An 18,546-nucleotide genomic window follows, 5' to 3' on the forward strand; every position below is an offset into this window, starting at 1 on the left:
GCGGCTCGCCGCCACCGGTGCTCAGGGCTGTTCATCGGCCAGGTAACGGTCGATCTCGTTGTGCATCCCGAAGATCATCGTCTCGTACTTGACGGACATGGTGGCCCGCTGGAAGCGCGGGCTGCGGTAGCCGGCCTGCTGGCGCTCCACGTTCTCGATGTCCTGGCGGAGGACGAAGGGCCAGTCCGAGGTCTTCAGCGGGCCCTGCGGCCTCACCGGCGGGAGGTCGGCGTTGTCGGGGGTCGGGATCTGCAGGGCGAAGACCTCGTACCGGCACTGGTTCGGGTCGCCCTCGTGCGGTCGCACCCGGTAGAAGAGGAGGTTGCCGCTGGTGCCGAGGAAGACCATGTTCGGGAAGACGTAGGCGAAGCCGGCGGCGTCGGGGTCGGGTGGGGGCAGTTCGATGCCCGCGTCCTTGCAGTAGGCGCGGAACTCCTGGACGAAGCTGGGAACGATCTGGTCGTCCTCCAGGTCCCGGTGGCGGATCCGGTCGGCGACCATCTCCTCGCGGATCGTGGTGTAGGAGTCGGTGCCCTCGAACATGACGCGGTTGTGCTCCAGGAACCACTCGCCGAAGTCCATGCCGGTCATCGCCGGCTTGCGCTTCTCGCCGGGGGGCGGCGTATGGCTCGCGGTCATGGTGTGTCCGTTGCCGAGGTAACGGAACTTGTACGAGTCCGGGTTGTAGTCGTCGCCGGTGCGGAACATGGCGATCTCGGGGTGAGCCTGCATGACGTGGTAGCCCTCCATGAAAGCCTCCAGCGCCACCTTCCAGTTGGCGGGCACGATCTGGTACTTCCACCAGCGCATCCGCATCCGCTCGATGGCGAGCGGCGCGATGTTCTTGTCGATGGGGGCGATGAACTCGTCGAACGGCACCGCGTCGTCGTCGAAGGTGATCCAGACGAACCCGTACCGGATCTCGGAGCGGATCTCCTTGAGACCGACCACGCTGTCCGCCACGGCTTCCTGGTCGAAGGCGTGCCTGCCGTAGAGGTAGCTCATCTCGCCGTTGAGCTTCCAGCGCCAGCCGTGGAACGGGCAGACGATCTGGCCGCCGCGGAAGGTGCCGCAGCCGTCGGCCAGCTTGGTGGCCCGGTGCGGGCAGACGTTGTGGAACACCTTGATGGTGTCCGCGTCGGTGCGCACGACCATGGCCGTCTCGTCGGCGACGTCGTAGACGATGTAGTCACCGACGTGTGGGACGTCCTCGACGCGCGCGGCCCATTGCCAGGTCCTCAGCCACAGCTTGTTGGCCTCCAGCGCCGCGAAGTCCTCGGAGTAGTAGCGCTCCGCGGGGATGTGCACGTCGTCGGTCATCCGGTGCGGAACCGACTGTGTCGCCGGATCAGGCGTCATCTCTGTGGTGAAGAGGAGCGGCTCCTGAGTCGCCGGGCCCTTCTGTCCTGTGCTCGTGGCCACGTCCACTCCCTAAGTGTCGACTCTGACGGATCGGAGCATCTGTTAGGTCCGGAAACGTAGTCAAGGGGCTGGCGGGTGTCAACGCATCCGGCGGGCAGTTCGTGCTCGACAAAGACGGTGCTTCCGAGAGGTTTATGGTCGTTTGCATGGACCTTGATCGCGGGCGGCGCTGCCCGGGGAGAAGTGTGGTTCCAGATCTAGATCTAACTTTTGTTTCATGCTTCACTGGCCTCGCCCCGCGGGAGAGCAGGCCCGGTCATCCGCCGCTCCGGTTCGGGGGCCCCACGAGCCCTCAACGGATGGGGAGCACATGTCCTCGGAGCCCTTGCCCCCCTCACCTGCGCCGTCCGTCGCCCCCGGTGACCGCAGGTTGCTGAGGCTCGAGGTGCGGAACGCCGCCGCGCCCTCCGGTCCCGTCCCACCGTGGATGCGCAACCGGGCGCACCAGGGCCCCGCCTATCGTGAACTGCACACGCTGGTGGGGGAGAAGGAGCTGCACACGGTCTGCCAGGAGGCGGGGTGCCCCAACATCTACGAATGCTGGGAGGACCGCGAGGCCACCTTCCTCATCGGCGGAGAACAGTGCACGCGGCGCTGCGACTTCTGCCTGATCGACACAGGCCGGCCCCAGCCCCTGGACCGCGGTGAGCCCCGGCGCGTCGCGGAGTCGGTGCGCGCGATGGCCCTGCGCCACGCCACGATCACCGGCGTCGCCCGCGACGACCTCCCCGACGGCGGCGCTTGGCTGTACGCGGAGACGGTCCGTGCCATTCACGAACTCAACCCCGGCACGACTGTGGAGAACCTCGTACCGGACTTCGGCGGCCGTCCCGAGCAGCTCGACGAGGTCTTCGCCGCCGCCCCCGAGGTCCTGGCCCACAACCTGGAGACGGTGCCCCGGTTGTTCCGGCGCCTGCGGCCGGCATTCCGCTACGACCGCTCCCTGAAGGTCCTCACCCGGGCCGCCGAGGCAGGCCTGCTGACCAAGTCGAACCTGATCCTCGGTCTCGGCGAGAGGCGCGAGGAGGTCAGCCAGACCCTGCGCGACCTCCGGGAGGCGGGCTGCGAGCTGCTCACCGTCACCCAGTACCTCCGGCCCACTCCGCGCCATCACCCCGTGGAACGGTGGCTCAGGCCCGAGGAGTTCACCGAACTGGGCGAGGAGGCGGAGGAACTGGGGTTCTCCGGCGTCCTGTCCGGTCCCCTGGTCCGCTCCTCCTACCGAGCCGGGCGGCTGTACGCACAGGCGACGGCGGCCCGGGAACGCGACGAGGCGGCGGGCTGAAGCCCGATCGCATCCGTGGCGTCCCTTGACAGCCACGGCTCCGCACCGAACAACACTCTCCGCAAAGGAGTCAGCATGCCCCGCGGCATTCTCTACGTCGCCAGCCGACCCGCGTCCGCCGACGTGGAGGACGAGTACAACGCCTGGTACGACGAGGTCCACCTGCCGGAGGTCTGCGCGCTGCCCGGCTTCACCGAGGGGCGGCGTTACGCGCCGGTGGGAGAGGACGGACCCTATGTCGCCCTGTACTTCATGGAGGCGCCCGACCTCGAGAAGGCGGTCGAGCGCATGAAGGAGGCCGCCCGCTCGGGCGGCCTGCGCATGAGCGGGGCCCTCCAGCTGGAACCGGCCCCGGAGCTGCGGCTGCTCCGGTTGACCGCCGCACATGTTCCGGAGCACAAGGGCTCCTGAGAGAACTTCACCTGTCCGACGGGCCCGCAGAACCTCTCCGCGGGCCCGTCGGCCGTGGCCTGCCTGCTGGTGGTGCCAGCGGCCGACCCGCGTCAGACGGCCGCCCAACCGTTGTCCACAGGGAGGATGACGCCGCTGATGTTGCTCGCCGCGTCGGAGGCAAGAAACACGATGGCCGAGGCCTGCTCGCTGGCCTGGGAACTGCGGCCGATGTTGTGCGCGTAGGAGCGGAGCACCTTCGGGCCGGACGCGTCGGGGGCGAGGTCGAGCCGGATGCCGGTGGCGGTGCCACCGGGCGCGATGGCGTTGCACCGGATGCCTCTGTCGCGGTACATCACGGCGACCGACTTCGTCAGGCCGGCCATCCCGTGCTTCGACGCGGTGTAGGCCGCGCCCGCCGCGCTGCCACGCAGCGACGCCTCGGACGCCGTGTTGACGATGACCCCGCGGCCCGCACCGAGCATGTGGGGCAGGACGGCCCGGGTGAGAAGGAACGGCGCGGTCAGGTTGATCCGCAGAACGCGTTCCCACTCCGCGTCCTCCGTCTCTCCCGCGGCGGACATGCGGTCCATGATCCCGGCGTTGTTGACCAGGACGTCGATTCTGCCGAACTCCCGTTCCGCGGTGGTCACCACGTCCGCTATGACCAGGGGGTCGCTCAGGTCTCCGATGACGGCGGTGGCGTCGCCGCCCTGCTCCTTGATCTCCTGGGTGACGCCTTTCGCACCGGCGGCGTCGATGTCCGCGGCCAGCACCCTGGCGCCCTCGGAGGCGAAGAGCAGCGCTGCGGCGCGGCCGATGCCGGATCCGGCGCCCGTGACGATGACGGAACGGTCCTGGAGCCCGGTGGTGAAGGTGGGGGACACGAGGTGATCCTTTCGATATGCCGGGTCACGGTCACCGGTAGGTGCTCCGTGTTTTGAGTGGAGCCGGGAACGCGTCCCGGAGGGAGGAAGAAGAAGGGAAGGGCAGAGGGGGAGAGGCGTGGGTCGGAGGTCCACCGGCCGCGGGGAGCTCCATCGCCACCTGAGACCATAGACCAAATATTTGTTCCGTGGTTCACTGACTCCGCATCGAGCGGTAAGTCCGGCCCCGCTCCTTGCTCCGGACGGTGACGATGGGAGATCGACGGGCCCGTCACCGCAGCCGTTGCCGTGTCCGTCGTCATCGCCGGCTCCTCGGGAGGGCGGCAACTGGGCGGCGGTCGACGGCCGGCTCACACCGGGCGACGAGGTCCGGCGCGAGGTTTCCGCGTCCTTGGGCACGAGGAGAGGATTGTTATGCCACCATCCGAGCAGCACGAGAACCCGTCGGCCGTCCAGGGGACGGAGATGACACACCCACAGATCGTGCGCGCGCTGGTGGGCTTGCTGCTCGGGCTGTACGTCGCCGCCCTGTCCTCCACCGTCGTCTCCAACGCCCTGCCGCGCATCATCGGCAGCCTGGGCGGCGGCCAGGGGGCGTACACCTGGGTCGTGACGGCCTCTCTGCTGACGATGACGGCGTCCGTACCGCTGTGGGGAAAACTCGCCGACCTGTTCTCGCAGAAGGTGCTGGTCCAGGCGGCTTTGAGCATCTTCCTCACCGGCTCCGTGGTGGCGGGACTGTCGGTCGACTCCACGATGCTGATCGCCTGCCGTGCGGTGCAGGGCATCGGTATGGGAGGCATGACGTCGCTGGCGCAGATCGTCGTCGCGGCGATGGTGCCGAAGGAGCGGCGGGGCCGCTACACCGGCTACATCGGCGCGACTTTCGCCACGGCCATGGTGTCCGGGCCGCTGATCGGCGGCATTGTCACCGGCTGGCTGGGCTGGCGGGCGGTCTTCTATATCGGCGTCCCCTTCGCACTGCTCTCCCTGGCGGTTCTTCAGCGCACCCTGCATCTGCCCGGCAGCGGCGGCCCGGTGAAGCCGGACTGGGGAGGCGCCTTCCTGATCACGGCGGCCTCCTGCCTGCTGCTGGTGTGGGTGACGTTCGCGGGCGACGTCTTCCCGTGGGGCTCCGTGCAGACCGCGCTCATGGTCGGCGGCGGGGCCGTGCTCCTCATCATGTTCCTCGTCGTGGAGAGTAGGGCGGAACAACCCATCATCCCGCTCCGCCTGTTCCGTGAGCGCACCATCGTGCTCGCCTCCTGCGCCGCCCTGCTCGCGGGCGTTCCCCTCTACTCCGCGACCATCTACTTCAGCCAGTACTTCCAGCTCGCGCGCGCTCAGTCCCCGATCATGGCCGGAGTCATGACCATTCCCATGATCGCGGCCCAGGCGTGCGCATCCATCACCTCCGGCCGGATCATCAGCAGGACGGGGCGCTGGAAGATGTGGCTGGTGTCCGGCGGGTCGCTGTCCAGCGCCGGCCTCGTCGCGCTCGGCGACATCGGGTACGACACGCCGTACGCACTGGTCGCCGGCTCCATGGTCCTGCTTGGGCTGGGCAACGGGATGCTGACCCAGAACCTCGTGCTCACGGTGCAGAACCACGCCTCTCCCGCCGACCTGGGAGTCGCCAGTTCGTCGGTGAACTTCTTCCGCTCGTTGGGCGGTACGTTCGGCACAGCCGTCCTGGGAGCGGTGCTGGCCCACAGCGTCGCGGGACGTCTGCGCGGTACCGAGGCGGGCGGGGACGGGCCCGGCTCCATCCCCTCGCTCGCGGAGCTGCCCGCCTCCCTGCGGACCCTCGTACAGGAGGCCTACGGACAGGGGATCGCTGACATCTTCTTGTGTGCCGCGCCCTGTGCCCTCGTCGTGCTCGCCCTCTGCCTCGCCCTTGCGGCAAGGCCCCGTAAGGGCCGCATCCGTCCGCCGATGTCCGGCGCCCGGCGCGAGGGCCGGAGCTGGGAGGAGGAGGCCCAGAGGGACAGCGGTGCGGACATCGACGTCTGACGAGGACATCCGACCAGGCGGGCCGGGCACCCGGAAACCGCCCCGGACCGGGCGCCCCGCCGCGAGCGAGGACGACGTAGCCAGGGCGAACGGGGCCGGGAGCAGGTCCATGGCGACCTGACTCAACCCGCCGCTGCGGTGTCGCCGACGGCGGGCGCCGCCGCTGTGGCCGGGGCGGCCGAGAGCCGCGGGCTGGGCAGGAAGAAGGCCAGGAAAACGGCTGCCAACGCAGCGACGGCGGCGCTGACCATGACCACGCGGAAGGCGTCCTCGGTAGGGACGGCGCGACCCCCGCGTGCGACGGTCATCTGAGCGATGATCACGCCGGAGACCGCGCTGGCGCAGGAGGTGCCGATGGACCGCATCAGGGTGTTGAGGCCGTTCGCCGCACCGGTCTCGCCCGCGGGGACCGCCCCCATGATCAGGGCGGGCATGGAGCCGTAGGCGAATCCGGTGCCCGCGCCGGTGAGTGCGGAGACGAGCACCAGGTGCCAGATTTCCGACATCAGCATCAGGTTGAGCAGGTAGGCGCAGGCGATGATCGCCGCGCCCATCATCAGAGTGACCTTCGGCCCCTTCGACTTGGTGATGGCCGCGGACACCGGGGCGATGGCGATCATCACCACGCCGGAGGGCGCGATGACAAGGCCGGCGAGGAACAACGTGCCGCCGAGGCCGTAACCGGTCGCCTTCGGCATGGTGATGAGCTGGGGGAGGATCAGAGAGGACGCCAGCATGGCGAAGCCGACCGCGGTCGAGGCGAGGTTGGTGAGCAGCACCTGACGACGGGCCGAGGTGCGCAGGTCCAGCAGCGGTTGCGGGGTCCGCAGCTCCCACACGCCCCACAGCAACAGCACGATCACGCCCGCTGCGAGCAGGCCCAGCGTGGTGCCGCTCGCCCAGCCCCAGTCGCCACCCTTGGAGATCGCCAGCAGCAGGCAGACCAGACCGACCGCCATGCCGAGCGCGCCGGGCATGTCGAACCGGCCGTCGCCGCGCAGGGGCGACTCGGGGACGCACAGGGGGACCAGGACCAGCACCATGGCACCCAGCACGGCCGAGACCCAGAACAGCATGTGCCAGTCGAACGTGTCGGCGATCCACGCGGCGGCGGGCATCCCCAGCGCGCCGCCGATGCCCAGGGAGGAGACCAGCACGGCCATGGCGCCCGGCAGGCACTCGGCGGACAACTCGTCACGCATGAGGCTGAGTCCCAGCGGAATGACGGCGTTGGCGAGGCCCTGCAGGACCCGTCCGATGATCACGGGCGTCAGGCTGTCGCTCAGCGCGCAGATCAAGGAGCCGATGACCAGCATGCCGAGACTGCCGACCAGCGTCCGCCGCTTGCCGAACATGTCGCCGAGCCGGCCGACGACGGGCGTGGCGACGGCGGCGGCGAGCAGTGTCGCGGTGATGGCCCAGGCTGTGTCGGACGCCGGAGCGTCCAACAGTTCGGGAAGCTTCGAAACGATGGGGATGATCAGAGTCTGCATCAGCGAGACCACGATCCCGGCTAGGGCCAGGACGGCGACCACGGCGTTCGTCCGGACGTGCACCCCGTCGGAACTCACGGGTGTTTCGGAGTACGGGGGCATGGAGCCGCCTCTCGAGGTGATGGGCGAACCTGCAGCAATCACCTTCGAGTGACACCCTCGATGCGTCAATGGTTTTAACATGATGGAAGTTCTGGGGGCTGTGTCATGGCGCGGTCAGCCCGGAGGCCCGGCGGACGTTCGGATGTCCGCCGGGCCTCTGACGTGTCCACCGGCCGACTCAGCCGCCGCGGGACGCCACCATGGCGCCCCGGTTGACCTTCGTCGCCGCGCTGCGCGGCATGGACTCCACCAACTCCACGGTCTTGGGCACCTTGTAGGCGGCCAGACGGCTCTTGGCGTAGGCGATGAGCTCCTGCGCGGTGGGCGGATCCGCCTGGTCGACCGGCTCGACCACGGCGTGGACGCGGCGCCCCCACTCGGGATCCCGCAGGCCGATGACGACCACGTCGGCGACCTGGGCGTGGTCGATCAGCGCGGCCTCCACCTCGGCCGGGAACACGTTGGCCCCGCCGGAAACGATCATGTCGACGGCGCGGTCCTTCAGGAAGAGGTAGCCGTCCCGGTCGAGGTAGCCGATGTCTCCGCCGGTGTGGAAGCCGTCCTCGGTGGCGCTCGCGGGCTTCGCCTTGCCCCGGTAGCTGTAGCTTGCGCCCCCCGGAGTCCGCAGGTACACCGTGCCGATCTCTCCGGGCGGCAGCTCGGCGCCGCTCTCGTCGAGGATGCGCACCTCGGTGCCGCGGGCGCCCCGTCCCACGCTTCCCTCGTGCTCCAGCCACTCGTCGCCGCGCAGGGCGCAGAGGCCGAAGCCCTCGGTCATGCCGTACGCCATGACGAGCCGTTCCGCGCCGATGAGGTCGATCCAGCGCCGCACCAGGCTCGGCGGCATGGACGCCGCGCCCTGCCGGACCCACTGGATGCTCGACAGGTCGCGCTGGTCGACGCCGGGCAGATCCGCGATGCGCTGCAGCATGGTCGGCGTGGCGGTGACGTGCGAGACGCGGTGGCGTTCGATGAGGTCCACGACGGCCGCTGCCGAGAACTTCTGCATGACGATGAGCCTGTCACCGCCCAGTAGTTGGGTGAGGGGAGCGAATCCGTTGGTGTGGTACATCGGCGCGGGGACGAGGATCGTCTCCGGGGTCGGTACGGGCCCCCACAGCGTCGCGAAGGGCGGGGTGACACCCGTGAAGAGGGCGGGCCGCTCGGTCATGATGACCTTCGGCGTGCCGGTGGAACCACTGCTGCAGATCCCTGACCGCTGAGGGGAGACGGCATCGGGGAGTTCGGGCACCGGGTCGTCAGCCGTGTCCCGCAGCCAGGGGAGGTCGGACTCTTCCAAGTGCATCGTGGGGTCGATGACCTCACGCACCCGCTCCAGTTCCCACTCCGGCAGGTCCCACCGCATCGGGACGGGGACGGCGCCCAGCTTCCAGGCTGCCAATACGCTGAGCACGAACTCCGGTGAGTTGCGCAGCGCGACGGCGAGCCGGTCCCCCAAGCCCAGGCCGCGGTCGCGCAGTGCGCCGGCCACCTGGCTGGAGCGCTGGTGCAGTCGGCTCCACGTGAACGTCGCATCCGAGTCGTCCAACTGCCAGAAGACAGCAGCCACTTCGTCCGGGCGCTCACGCGCCAGTTGGGAAACTCGCTGACTGTAGCTGATGGGATCCGCCATTCACGGCCTCCGCGACTTTGCACATGGCATGAGGGATGAACTCTCCGGCTGTGGCGTCCGGCGGAACACGGGCACGGACACGGCAGAAAAGGCAAGGAGAGGAGGGGACGTCGGCGCCCACACCCGGCATGACCCGGAGCGCCTGTCCTGGCCGACACTCGGTCGACGTCCTGATGCTGTGGTGCGTCCGCCGGGCTGTCAAGGCCTGTGCAGCCGTTCCGACGGCCCGCCTCGCCGCCGAGGGTTCGAGCAAGGGGCCAGTGGGCCGTCTGCGGGCCCGGAGGTCTTGTCCGCCGCGCCGCGTCAAGCGATGATGTGAAGGATGTCGATATATCGAAGTGTCTCGGCGGCCCGGACCAATTCCGTCCGCTGGATAGGGAAGGCGAGCCGGCATGAGTGAGAACACCCTGATCCGCCACGACATGCGGGACCTGATCGGCAGTCCCTACGCCCGCCGCATCTCGTACCCCGTGAGCGCCTCGGACATCCGAAAGTGGGCCCGGGCGGTGCACCACCCCCGGCCCGCCCCGGTTCGGTACACCGATCCCGCCGCGGAAGACGGCGACCTGTTGGCCCCGTACGACTTCAACCCGTTCGCCTGGGGTTGCGCGGAGCAGATCCCGGATCCCGGGGCCCTGGAACTCGATGAGGCGTACAAGAACTCCGGCGCCATGGAGCACCGGCTCGGGGTCACGCCGCCGAATCTGCGGCGGGCGCTGAACGGCGGCCTTCGCGTCGACTACGGCACGGCTCGGATGCGTCCCGGGCACGTCATCACCGCGCAGTCCGCCGTCGCCGGCTACGAGGAGAAGCAGGGCCGGCTCGGCACCATGCTGCTGACCGAGGTGGCCACCACGTGGACCAACCAGGAAGGTCGGCTGGTCAAGACGCTCCGCATGACGCTCATCCGTTACTGACCCGATCGCCACCGCGGGCCGGGCACACACCCGCACCCGCGGCCACCGAACGCCGGAGAGGCCCACTCGCATGGTCAACGCAGTACAGCCCACTCGGGAAGACGAGTTCACGACCGGTTCCCCCGTCCCGCCCTTCGTCCGCGAGGCCGGACTGGAGGCCTGGAACCGGTACGCGGCGGTGAACGACGAGTTCGTGGCCATCCACATGGACGACGAGGCCGGGCGGGCCGCAGGCTATCCGGGGGCCATCGGGATGGGAAACCTGATCCACGCCTGGTTCCACGCGATGCTCGAGGCCTGGCTGGACGGCCGGGGCCGCCTCGCCGGCCTGTCCTGCCGCTTCCATGCTCCCGCGCTCAAGGGCGACGAGATCAGCTGCGCGGGCACCGTCCTCGCCCGCGAGAGGGCTGAGGACGGTGCGGAGACGCTGCGGCTGGAGATCTGGGCGGACAGGCAGACGGGGGAGCGGCTCGTCACGGGGACGGCGGACGTCGTCCTCAACGGCCCCCGCGGGTGACACCACCGTCGGCCCTGGCCGGCTCCCGGCGGAACGGCCTCCACACTGGACGGCGGGCCGCCTTCCCCCCGGCGTGCCGCCGCGTGTGACCGGTGGCCGCACCGAAGACGCCCGGCTCCGCGGCGGACGCCGCAAGCGAGCCGGGCGGACCCCGAAACACGTCAGGCGAACGGATCTCCCTCGATGTCCTCGGTGCTGAAGAACATCGGAGCCCCGAACGTGTCCTCCACCTCGGTGACGAACAGCTCGGGGCGGACCCGGGTGGTGCGCACGGCGTTCTTGTTGAGCCAGCTCTCCGCCGAGTCGAGGTCGCGCACCCGGAACCGAAGGCTGTAGATCATGTTTCCCCAGCGCTCGACATGCCGTCCGAGGGAGGAGTCGGCGCCCGACGGCTCCGCGAGCTGGAGGAGGCAGTCGCCGAGCTGGAGCGTGGCGTACCGCGCTGCCAGGTCCTCGTCCACGCCGGTCTGGACCGGCACGGCCTGCATCACGTCAACGTAGACGCTGACCGCGGACTCCAGGTCGCGTACGCCCAGGGTGACGTAAGAGAACCGGTCCAGGGTCAGCGGGTGGTTGCGCCACATGCCCTCCAGCGAGGACCAGGTCTCCTGGACCCGGGGGTCGCCGGGCATGTCGGTGCGGCACAGTTCCACCATCAGCCCGGCAGTGTCCCGCGGGCTGGGGAAGAAGTAGTGCGTGTCGGGAGCGAGTTCCTCGATACTGCCGCCCCCGGGCTTGGCGATGCGGACGCCGCGCGCCAGCAGCCGGTCGGCGAGTCCCGCGAGGTCCTCCACCTTGTAGCCGACCGAGTGCAGATGGCGCCCGAACTTCCTGTAGAACTTGCCGACCGGCAGCTTGGGATCGGCCGGCATCCTGGGTGCCATCGTCTCCACGCACAGGTCACCGACCATGAGCAGGGTCGCGTAACGGTCCTCGCGGTCGAAATAGTTGGGCTCGTCCACCCCCATGTAGACGTAGCCGCCCAGGACATCCTCGTAGAACCGGCGCAACTGCTGGACGTCGTCGGACATGTGGACCACGTGCACCATCTGGCCGATGCCGTGGTCTCCGGTCTGCTGCACTCGCTTCTTCATCGCGGCTCCCACCGCTCGTAGGTTCAGGACATGCGGGGAGGCGGCGCACCCTCGTCCACGGGTGCGCGGCCCGGGACTCAGCCGCTCAGGGCCTCGGCCGTCACCAGGGCGGGCCGTGTCCGGCGCTCTCCCACCCTTGCCCGCCTCAGCGCGTGCAGCACGGCGGTCCGCACCCCGGTGACGCTCTCGGGCAGCACGGCATCGGCCACGCCGAGCCCGACCAGATCGGCCGGCGTGATGCGGAAAGCCGTCGCGAGGCCGGGAGCCCGGGTGGCGTCACGGTGCAGGATGGCCGCCCCGAGCTCGGGGCCTATGACGCAGAAGGCGGCGCCCTCCAGCATCAGCAGCCGGTCCGTGTGCGCCAGCGCCATCGCGCCGCCGCTGCCGCCCTCACCGACCACCAGGGTGATGCTGACGGTGGGAAGCGTCTCGAACCGGGCGAGCGTCCGGGCGATTTCGCCGGCAAGCCCACCGGCCTCGGACGCCGGGCCGGGGAACGCCCCCGGTGTGTCGACGAGCGAGAGGACGGGCAGCTTCAGCCGGCCGGCCAATTCGAGGGCGCGCTGTGCCAGCCGGTACGCCCCGGGTCCCGGAGCACCGTGCCGATGGGCTCCGGCGAAACGGTCCATGGCCAGGACGAGGACCGGCCGCTCCCCGACCGTCGCCAGCCCCGCCCGCAGCGCGGGGTCGCATCCGGCGAGCTCCGTCCAGGAGTCGGTGAGCCAGGCGGCCCACTCCAGCCCTGACGGGCGGGAGGACCGGCGCGCCGCCCGCAAGAGCTCGTGAGGGGATCCGGCCGGGTGGGAAGGCTCCACCCGGTCCGGCCGTCCCGGTGGGAGGGCCAGGGGCGGCGCCTGCCCCGCCCCCACGGCCGCGGCCAGCCAAGCCCAGGAGTCGGCGCGCGACACCACCGCGTCGATCAGCCCGTGCCGCAGGGCCGACTCCGCCGTGTGGGAGGTGGGAGGCGGATACTCACCGGTGACCTCCGCGACGACCCTGGGGCCGCCGAAGCCGATCGTCGCCGAGGGCTCGGCCGCGCGCAGGTCGGTGAGGGAGACGAAGGAGGCGAACACGCCCCCGGTCGTCGGTGACGAGAGGTAGGCCGCAGACCGGAGCCCCGCCGCGGCGTGGCGCACGGCGGCCGCCGTGGTGCGCGGCATCTGCAGCAGCGCCGCCATGCCCTCCTGCAGTCGCACGCCGCCGGTGGAGACGGTCTGGACGACCGGTGCGCCGAGCCGCAGTGCCCGGTCGAAGGCGCGTACGACCCGCTCCCCGGCGACGACGCCCATGGTGCCGCCGCACCGGTGGAAGTCGCAGTCGATCCACACCACGGCCCGCCCCCCGAGCTCGATCAGCGAGGTGCGCACGGACTCCTCACCGGGCTCCGGGGCCCGGTAGTTGGGGAAGCCGATCGGATCGGTGGAACGGAGGCCCTCGTCCCACGACTCGACGACGCGGACGGGGCGGCCGGTGACACCGTCGAGGGGCTCAGTCGTCATAGGTGTAGAAGCCTCGTCCGGTCTTCCGCCCCAGCCGACCGAGGCGGACGTACTGCTTGAGCATGACGGGCGGGACATACCGCGGGTCCTTGTACTCCTCGTACATTGAGGCCGCCATGTCGTGGACGATGTCCAGGCCGATCAGGTCGCTGAGCTGGAAGGGACCCATCTTGTGGTTGAACCCGAGTTCGATGACGGCGTCGATGGACTCCAGGTCCGCCACGCCTCGCTCCAGCGCCCTGATCGCATCCAGCAGGTACGGCACGATGAGGAGGTTGCCGACGAATCCGGGGACGTCGTTGACGACCACCGGTGACTTGCCGAGGGCGGTCGCGAGTGCGCTGACGGCGTCGATGGAGGCCTGTTGGGTGACCGGCGTCCGGATCACCTCGACCAGACGCATGGCCGGCACCGGGTTGAAGAAGTGCAGGCCCACGACCTGCTCCTGGCGGCCCGTCGCGGCGGCCAGCACGACCAGCGGGATGGTCGAGGTGTTGGAGGCGATCATCGTGCGGGAGCCGACCATGCCGTCGATCTCGGCCAGCAGCCGCTTCTTGAGGGTGACGTCCTCGTACACGGCCTCGACGACGAGGTCCGCCTGGGAGACGGCGGAGAGTTCCGTCGTCAGCTTGTAGCGTCCGCGGGCGGCCGCAGCCTGTTCGGCGGTGATCTTGCCGCGCGCGGCACTTGCCCGCAGGCCGGACTCCACGCGTTCGCGGGCGGCCTCGACGCCGGCCTCGTCCCGCTCCACACCGACGGCTTCCAGCCCGTTCTGCGCGGCGAGTTGGACGATGCCGGCACCCATGGTGCCGCAACCGACCACGGCTATCTTCTCGATGTCCATCAGAACCTCTCGACAGGGGACTCCGGCGTCGGCCGGAGGGATGAACTCGTCCTCGGAGCGGGGCCACACGAAGCCGGTCCGGGCCCGGCGCCGGGGGACCGGACTGTCCGGGCGCCTTTCCCGCTGGCCACACACGGGGCAGTGCTTTTCGGCGAGCGGTGCGGGGCCCCGGGCACGGTGCTTACCGTCGTTCTCGGGGTGACGCGGTCCCCGCCTGCGGAGCGGTGGGCGAGCGCCAGGTGCCGCCGGGGTGTGCCCCCAGGAGCGTAGTCGATAGATCTAAAAGCGTAAATGTATGAGATCGCGGAATGGTGGCAGCCAGTCCCTGACGGCCATCAGGGAAGAGGTTCGTCGGCTCACCGCCGCTGGGGGTGAAGACCTGGGTGCGGGTCAGCGGCCGGTGAACTTCGGAGCCCGGTTCTCCCGGAACGCCGCGATGCCCTCGTGCAGGTCGGCGGTGGCCATCGTGACCGGCTGAGCGAGCGCCTCCCAGTGGAGTGACGACTGCAGTCCGGCGGCGCTCTGCTCCAGGCCGGTCTTGGTGAGCCGTACGGCGATGGGGCCGGCCTGCGCGATGCGGTCCGCGACCTGGAGTGAGTGCGCGAGGACGTCGTCGGCCACTTCGGTGACCAACCCCCACTCCAAAGCCTGTTCGGCGGGAACCTCACGACCGGTGTACAGCATGTCCCGTGCCCGGGTGACGCCTACGGCCTCGGGCAGCAGCCAGGTCGCGCCCATGCCGCCGTGGGTGCCGCGGTAGACGAAGGGCGTGCTGAAGCGTGCCGTGGGGCTCGCGAAGCGGATGTCGCAGGCCAGTGCCAGGCAGACGCCGGCACCGACGACAGGGCCGTTGACCGCCGCGATGACCGGGAAGGGGAGTGAGCGCGGGCGGAGCCAACTCTGGTAGAAGGGCAACATCCTGGCGCGGAGGCGGTCGATGGTGACGTCCTCGGCCGCGCCCTGGTCGAGCCAGGACAGGTCGGCGCCCGAGCAGAACGAACTGCCCGCGCCGGTCACGACCAGCACGCGCGTCTCCCGCTCCGCCGCCCGGTCCAGGGCCCGATTCCACGCGCGGGTCATGTCCTCGGTCATCGCGTTGCGGACGCGGGGCAGGTTGAGGGTGGCCACGCTGACCCCCGGGGCGGGCTCGCTGAGTACCACCGCGTCGCCGCGGGAGTCGGTCGGCATGGTCTGTTCCCCTCTGCGCTGCGCCGGTGGGCGAGTGGGAGCAGGCTACCGGGCCGCCGGCCGCTACCAGGTGACGAGGGTGGCCTCAGGGTCCCGTTCCCTGGGAGGTGTCCCGAGCGCACCCTTCGTCCCGTGGGTCCGGGCGGCGGTGGAGGGTGCCGCGGGTTCCGTGGCGGAGAGGGTCTGGGGCATGAGGAGGCTCAGCGCCCGGACCGCGTCCTGCAGTATGTCGTGGCGCAGCACGTAGAAGTACTTACGGCCGCGCTTGCGCGTCTCGATCAGCCCCACCTGGGCGAGCAGCTTGATGTGGTAGGAGATGGTCGGCTTGGAAAGGGGGAGCGCCTCCTCCAGGAGGCTGCACGGGTACTCGCCGTCCGTCCCCGCCAGTTCCTGGACGATCGTCCAGCGCATCGGGTCGGCCAGAGTCTTGAACAGCACCGGAGGGTCGACTGGGTCGTGGGACGTCAAGGTGGTCCACCCCGCTTCGGCTGGTCGTTCGACGGTTGTGGACACATGCTACCGGCTGGGACCGGAGTGGCGAATCCGGTGAAAACCGTTCTCGCCGGGCATCCCTTGGTGGCGTGATTGCCACCGCCGCCTCGGCTCGGCCGACGGTTTCCGGATCCCCGGCGGCGCTGTCCGCGCTTCATTGTTCGAAATATTGACAAGTATTAACGGCCCGTGTTCAGTGAAGGCGTTCCAGGGCTGAGGTGAGAGGACCCTCCATGCAACTCGTGCTGTCGCCCGACCAGAAGCTCTTCCAGTCATCGGCCAGAGGGCTGTTGGCGAAGGAGCACTCTCTCGATCAGCTCCGCGCCCTCCGGGACGGGGAGCCGCGGTGGAGCAAGGAGTGGTGGCGCAGGGGTGCGGAACTCGGCTGGGCCGCGGCCGTCGTGCCCGAGGAACTCGGCGGGGGGAGCGTCTCGGGCGAAGGCGTCCGGGACCTGAGCCTCCTCGCCGAGGAACTGGGGACCGGCGTCGCACCCGGGCCGCTCCTCCCCGTCAACATCGTCCTCGCGGGCCTGGTCGAGGCGCAGGGGACGGGCCCCGACCACTCGGCGGACATCGAGGCGCTCGTCTCGGGGGAGTCCGTGGCGACCTGGGCGGTCTACGAGCCCGGCGGGGAGTTCACGCCGCTCGAACCTGGGCTGACCGCCGCCCCCGTCGACGGCGGGTTCGTCCTCGACGGCGTGAAGGACCGGGTGCAGGAGGCCGATCAGGCGGACCTCCTGCTCGTCACCGCCCGGACGCCCGACGGCACCGTCCAGTTGCTGGTCCCGGCCGACGCGGAAGGTGTGACGGTCGCCCCGCAGTGGTCCGTGGACCTCTCCCGTACCTTCGGCCAGGTCCGGTTCGAGGGTGTCCGGGTCGACGCGGACGCCCTGGTGGGCGCTGCTGGCGCCGACGCCGTGGTGGAGCGCCAGGTGCAGATCGCGCTGGTGATCCAGTGCTCCGAGATGTGTGCTGCGGTGGACACCGTCTTCGCCCTCACCGTCCGGTGGGCTGAGGACCGTTACAGCTTCGGCCGGCCCCTCGCCTCCTACCAGGCGCTCAAGCACCGGTTCGCCGACATGCGCACCTGGCTGGAGGCGTGCCACGCCACGACCCAGGCCGCCGCCACCGCCGTACAGGAACGTTCGCCGCAGGCCGACACGCTGGTCAGCGTCGCCAAGTCCTTCGTCGGGGCCAAAGCCCCGGTGATCCTTCAGGACTGCGTGCAGTTGCACGGCGGCATCGGTGTCACCTGGGAGCACGACCTCCACCTCCATCTGCGCCGGGTCGTCCTCGACCAGGCGCACTACGGCACCGTGCGGGACCACCGGCTGCGGCTGGCCGCTCTCGCCTCCCGATCGTGAACGCTTCCGCCGCGGCAAAGGACTGATCCGCATGACCCAGGACCCCAACGAGAGTGTCGAGGCGTTCCGCGCCAGGGCGCGTGACTGGCTGGCCGCCACCCTGCCCCGCCGGCTCGACCGCGTGGCGGCGGACACCGTCGAGGATGACAGCCACGAGTGGGAGCGCGCCCGCGAACTGCAGAAGACCTTGTACGAGGGCGGCTTCGCGGGGATCTGCTTCCCCACCGAGTACGGCGGCCTCGGCCTCGGCGAGGAGTACCAAAAGGCCTTCACCGAGGAGAGCGAGGGGTACGAGCTGCCGTTGCTGCTCAACGTGCCCTCCTTCGCGATCTGCGCCGCCACCCTGCTGGAGACGGGATCCGAGGAGCAGAAGCGAGAGCGGATCGGTGCGGCCATCAGGGGAGAGGAGATCATGTGCCAGCTGTTGTCGGAGCCGAGTGGCGGCTCCGACCTGGCCGGCCTCATCACCCGGGCCGAACCTGACGGTGACGGCTGGGTGCTCAACGGCGCCAAGACCTGGAGCACTTCGGCCTATGCGGCGGACTGGGGGCTCTGCCTGGCCAGGACGGACTGGGACGCCCCCAAGCACCAGGGGCTCACCATGTTCCTCGTCCCGCTGGACGCCCCGGGTCTGACGATGAACCGGGTCCGCATGGTCAACGGCTCGCGAGAGTTCTGCGAGGAATTCTTCGACGACGTGAGGCTGCCGCACTCGTCCGTGGTCGGCGAGGTCGGCGACGGCTGGACGGTCGCCTCCCGGCAGCTCTTCCATGAGCGCAGCGCGGTGGGCGGCGGTTCCCCCTACATCAGCGGCCGGCGTTCCGTGCGTACCCGCTCCTACCCCGCCCCCGACCAGGTGGCCCGGGCCGTCGGCGCCGACGACGACCCCTTCGTGCGTGAGCTGCTGGGGGAGTACCTCGCACTGACCACCGTGCACCAGCAGACGGTGGAACGGGTGTCCGGGGCCATAACCGCGGGGACGCTGCCCCCGTCGGCCTCCTCCATGCTGCGGCTGCTCCACGCCGAGGTGGGCCACCTCAGCGCCGATCTGGGGCTGCGGATCGCCGGATCGGCGGTCGCCACGGGTGACGGGGGGACCCCCGGCACCGAGGGCTGGGCCGGCATCGGCTACCTCATGCGTCAGGGAGGCAGCCTCGGCGGCGGCAGCACCGAGATCGCACGCAACATCATCAGCGAACGGATGCTCGGCATGCCCCGTGAGCACGCGCCCGACCGGGGCGTTCCCTTCCGCGAGGTCAGGCGGGGCAACTGACCGACCCGGCCCGGCCGGCGGTTCCGGCTTACGACATGCACGCCGGCGGGCGACGGCGAACCAAGGGAGGGCCGACCGGGGGCGCCGGGGTCGCTGCCCCCGGGACGGATGACCACGACAGCCAGTGGAGGGC

Annotated in this window: 15 protein-coding genes and 1 pseudogene; 7 read left to right on the forward strand and 9 right to left on the reverse strand. The window is 70.1% G+C overall.

Translation table 11 applies throughout. From position 1 onward, the window contains the following. Window positions 1–21 precede the first annotated feature (21 nt). On the reverse strand, window positions 22–1,422 hold the full coding sequence (locus AB0927_RS20105) for an aromatic ring-hydroxylating dioxygenase subunit alpha (protein WP_366668984.1): 1,401 nt from the start codon (window positions 1,420–1,422) through the stop codon (window positions 22–24). A 310-nt stretch (window positions 1,423–1,732) separates the two neighbouring features. On the opposite strand from AB0927_RS20105, the gene lipA reads away from it, so the two are divergent. Together lipA and AB0927_RS20115 are read left to right on the forward strand one after the other, a co-directional pair. Beyond that, the gene (gene lipA, locus AB0927_RS20110) at window positions 1,733–2,707 is read left to right on the forward strand and encodes a lipoyl synthase (protein ID WP_366668985.1); all 975 of its coding nucleotides are present in this window, start codon (window positions 1,733–1,735) and stop codon (window positions 2,705–2,707) included. Window positions 2,708–2,782: 75 nt separating this feature from the next. After that, the gene (locus tag AB0927_RS20115) at window positions 2,783–3,118 is read left to right on the forward strand and encodes a hypothetical protein (RefSeq protein WP_366668986.1); all 336 of its coding nucleotides are present in this window, start codon (window positions 2,783–2,785) and stop codon (window positions 3,116–3,118) included. A 92-nt stretch (window positions 3,119–3,210) separates the two neighbouring features. On the opposite strand, the gene AB0927_RS20120 is transcribed toward AB0927_RS20115, so the two are convergent. Continuing rightward, complete coding sequence (locus AB0927_RS20120) at window positions 3,211–3,984, reverse strand: SDR family NAD(P)-dependent oxidoreductase (RefSeq protein WP_366668987.1); 774 nt, start codon at window positions 3,982–3,984, stop codon at window positions 3,211–3,213. A 465-nt stretch (window positions 3,985–4,449) separates the two neighbouring features. Between AB0927_RS20120 and AB0927_RS20125 the strand changes: the two are divergent. Next, a pseudogene (locus AB0927_RS20125) lies at window positions 4,450–5,859 on the forward strand (MDR family MFS transporter); the annotation flags it as partial. A gap of 260 nt (window positions 5,860–6,119) precedes the next feature. Here the strand turns inward: AB0927_RS20125 and AB0927_RS20130 are convergent. Both AB0927_RS20130 and AB0927_RS20135 read right to left on the reverse strand, forming a co-directional pair. Next, on the reverse strand, window positions 6,120–7,568 hold the full coding sequence (locus AB0927_RS20130; RefSeq protein ID WP_366668988.1) for an MFS transporter: 1,449 nt from the start codon (window positions 7,566–7,568) through the stop codon (window positions 6,120–6,122). 202 nt (window positions 7,569–7,770) lie between these two features. After that, window positions 7,771–9,225, reverse strand: coding sequence for an AMP-binding protein (locus tag AB0927_RS20135; protein WP_366668989.1), 1,455 nt, complete (start codon window positions 9,223–9,225; stop codon window positions 7,771–7,773). 392 nt (window positions 9,226–9,617) lie between these two features. Here AB0927_RS20135 and AB0927_RS20140 point away from each other — a divergent pair, with 392 nt between their 5' ends. Next, entirely contained in the window at window positions 9,618–10,142 is a 525-nt protein-coding gene (locus AB0927_RS20140; protein WP_366668990.1) for a MaoC family dehydratase N-terminal domain-containing protein, read from the forward strand. A gap of 70 nt (window positions 10,143–10,212) precedes the next feature. Then, complete coding sequence (locus tag AB0927_RS20145) at window positions 10,213–10,659, forward strand: MaoC/PaaZ C-terminal domain-containing protein (protein ID WP_366668991.1); 447 nt, start codon at window positions 10,213–10,215, stop codon at window positions 10,657–10,659. 161 nt (window positions 10,660–10,820) lie between these two features. Here the strand turns inward: AB0927_RS20145 and AB0927_RS20150 are convergent, their stop codons facing one another. The 5 genes from AB0927_RS20150 to AB0927_RS20170 form a co-directional block, all read right to left on the reverse strand. Beyond that, window positions 10,821–11,753 (reverse strand): VOC family protein, encoded by a 933-nt coding sequence (locus AB0927_RS20150; protein ID WP_366668992.1) that lies wholly within the window; start codon window positions 11,751–11,753, stop codon window positions 10,821–10,823. Between the two features lie 77 nt (window positions 11,754–11,830). Continuing rightward, window positions 11,831–13,252: a carboxyl transferase domain-containing protein gene (locus AB0927_RS20155; protein WP_366668993.1), complete on the reverse strand. Its 1,422-nt coding sequence runs from the start codon at window positions 13,250–13,252 to the stop codon at window positions 11,831–11,833. Continuing rightward, window positions 13,242–14,096, reverse strand: a complete 855-nt coding sequence (locus tag AB0927_RS20160; protein ID WP_366668994.1) for a 3-hydroxyacyl-CoA dehydrogenase family protein — start codon at window positions 14,094–14,096, stop codon at window positions 13,242–13,244. Before AB0927_RS20160 ends, AB0927_RS20155 begins: the two co-directional genes overlap by 11 nt. Before the next feature lie 390 nt (window positions 14,097–14,486). Then, window positions 14,487–15,284 (reverse strand): enoyl-CoA hydratase/isomerase family protein, encoded by a 798-nt coding sequence (locus AB0927_RS20165; protein ID WP_366668996.1) that lies wholly within the window; start codon window positions 15,282–15,284, stop codon window positions 14,487–14,489. A 63-nt stretch (window positions 15,285–15,347) separates the two neighbouring features. Then, on the reverse strand, window positions 15,348–15,752 hold the full coding sequence (locus AB0927_RS20170; protein ID WP_366668997.1) for a metalloregulator ArsR/SmtB family transcription factor: 405 nt from the start codon (window positions 15,750–15,752) through the stop codon (window positions 15,348–15,350). Between the two features lie 257 nt (window positions 15,753–16,009). Between AB0927_RS20170 and AB0927_RS20175 the strand changes: the two genes are divergently transcribed. Further along, window positions 16,010–17,140 carry an acyl-CoA dehydrogenase family protein gene (locus AB0927_RS20175; protein ID WP_366668999.1) on the forward strand — a complete coding sequence of 377 codons (1,131 nt, stop codon included), beginning with the start codon at window positions 16,010–16,012 and terminating at the stop codon, window positions 17,138–17,140. Window positions 17,141–17,171: 31 nt separating this feature from the next. Continuing rightward, a complete protein-coding gene (locus AB0927_RS20180; RefSeq protein ID WP_366669001.1) occupies window positions 17,172–18,413 on the forward strand; it encodes an acyl-CoA dehydrogenase family protein in 1,242 nt (413 codons plus the stop codon). Window positions 18,414–18,546 lie beyond the last annotated feature (133 nt).

It is taken from the genome of Streptomyces sp. NPDC048106, from assembly GCF_040706415.1.
Lineage (GTDB): Bacteria > Actinomycetota > Actinomycetes > Streptomycetales > Streptomycetaceae > Streptomyces.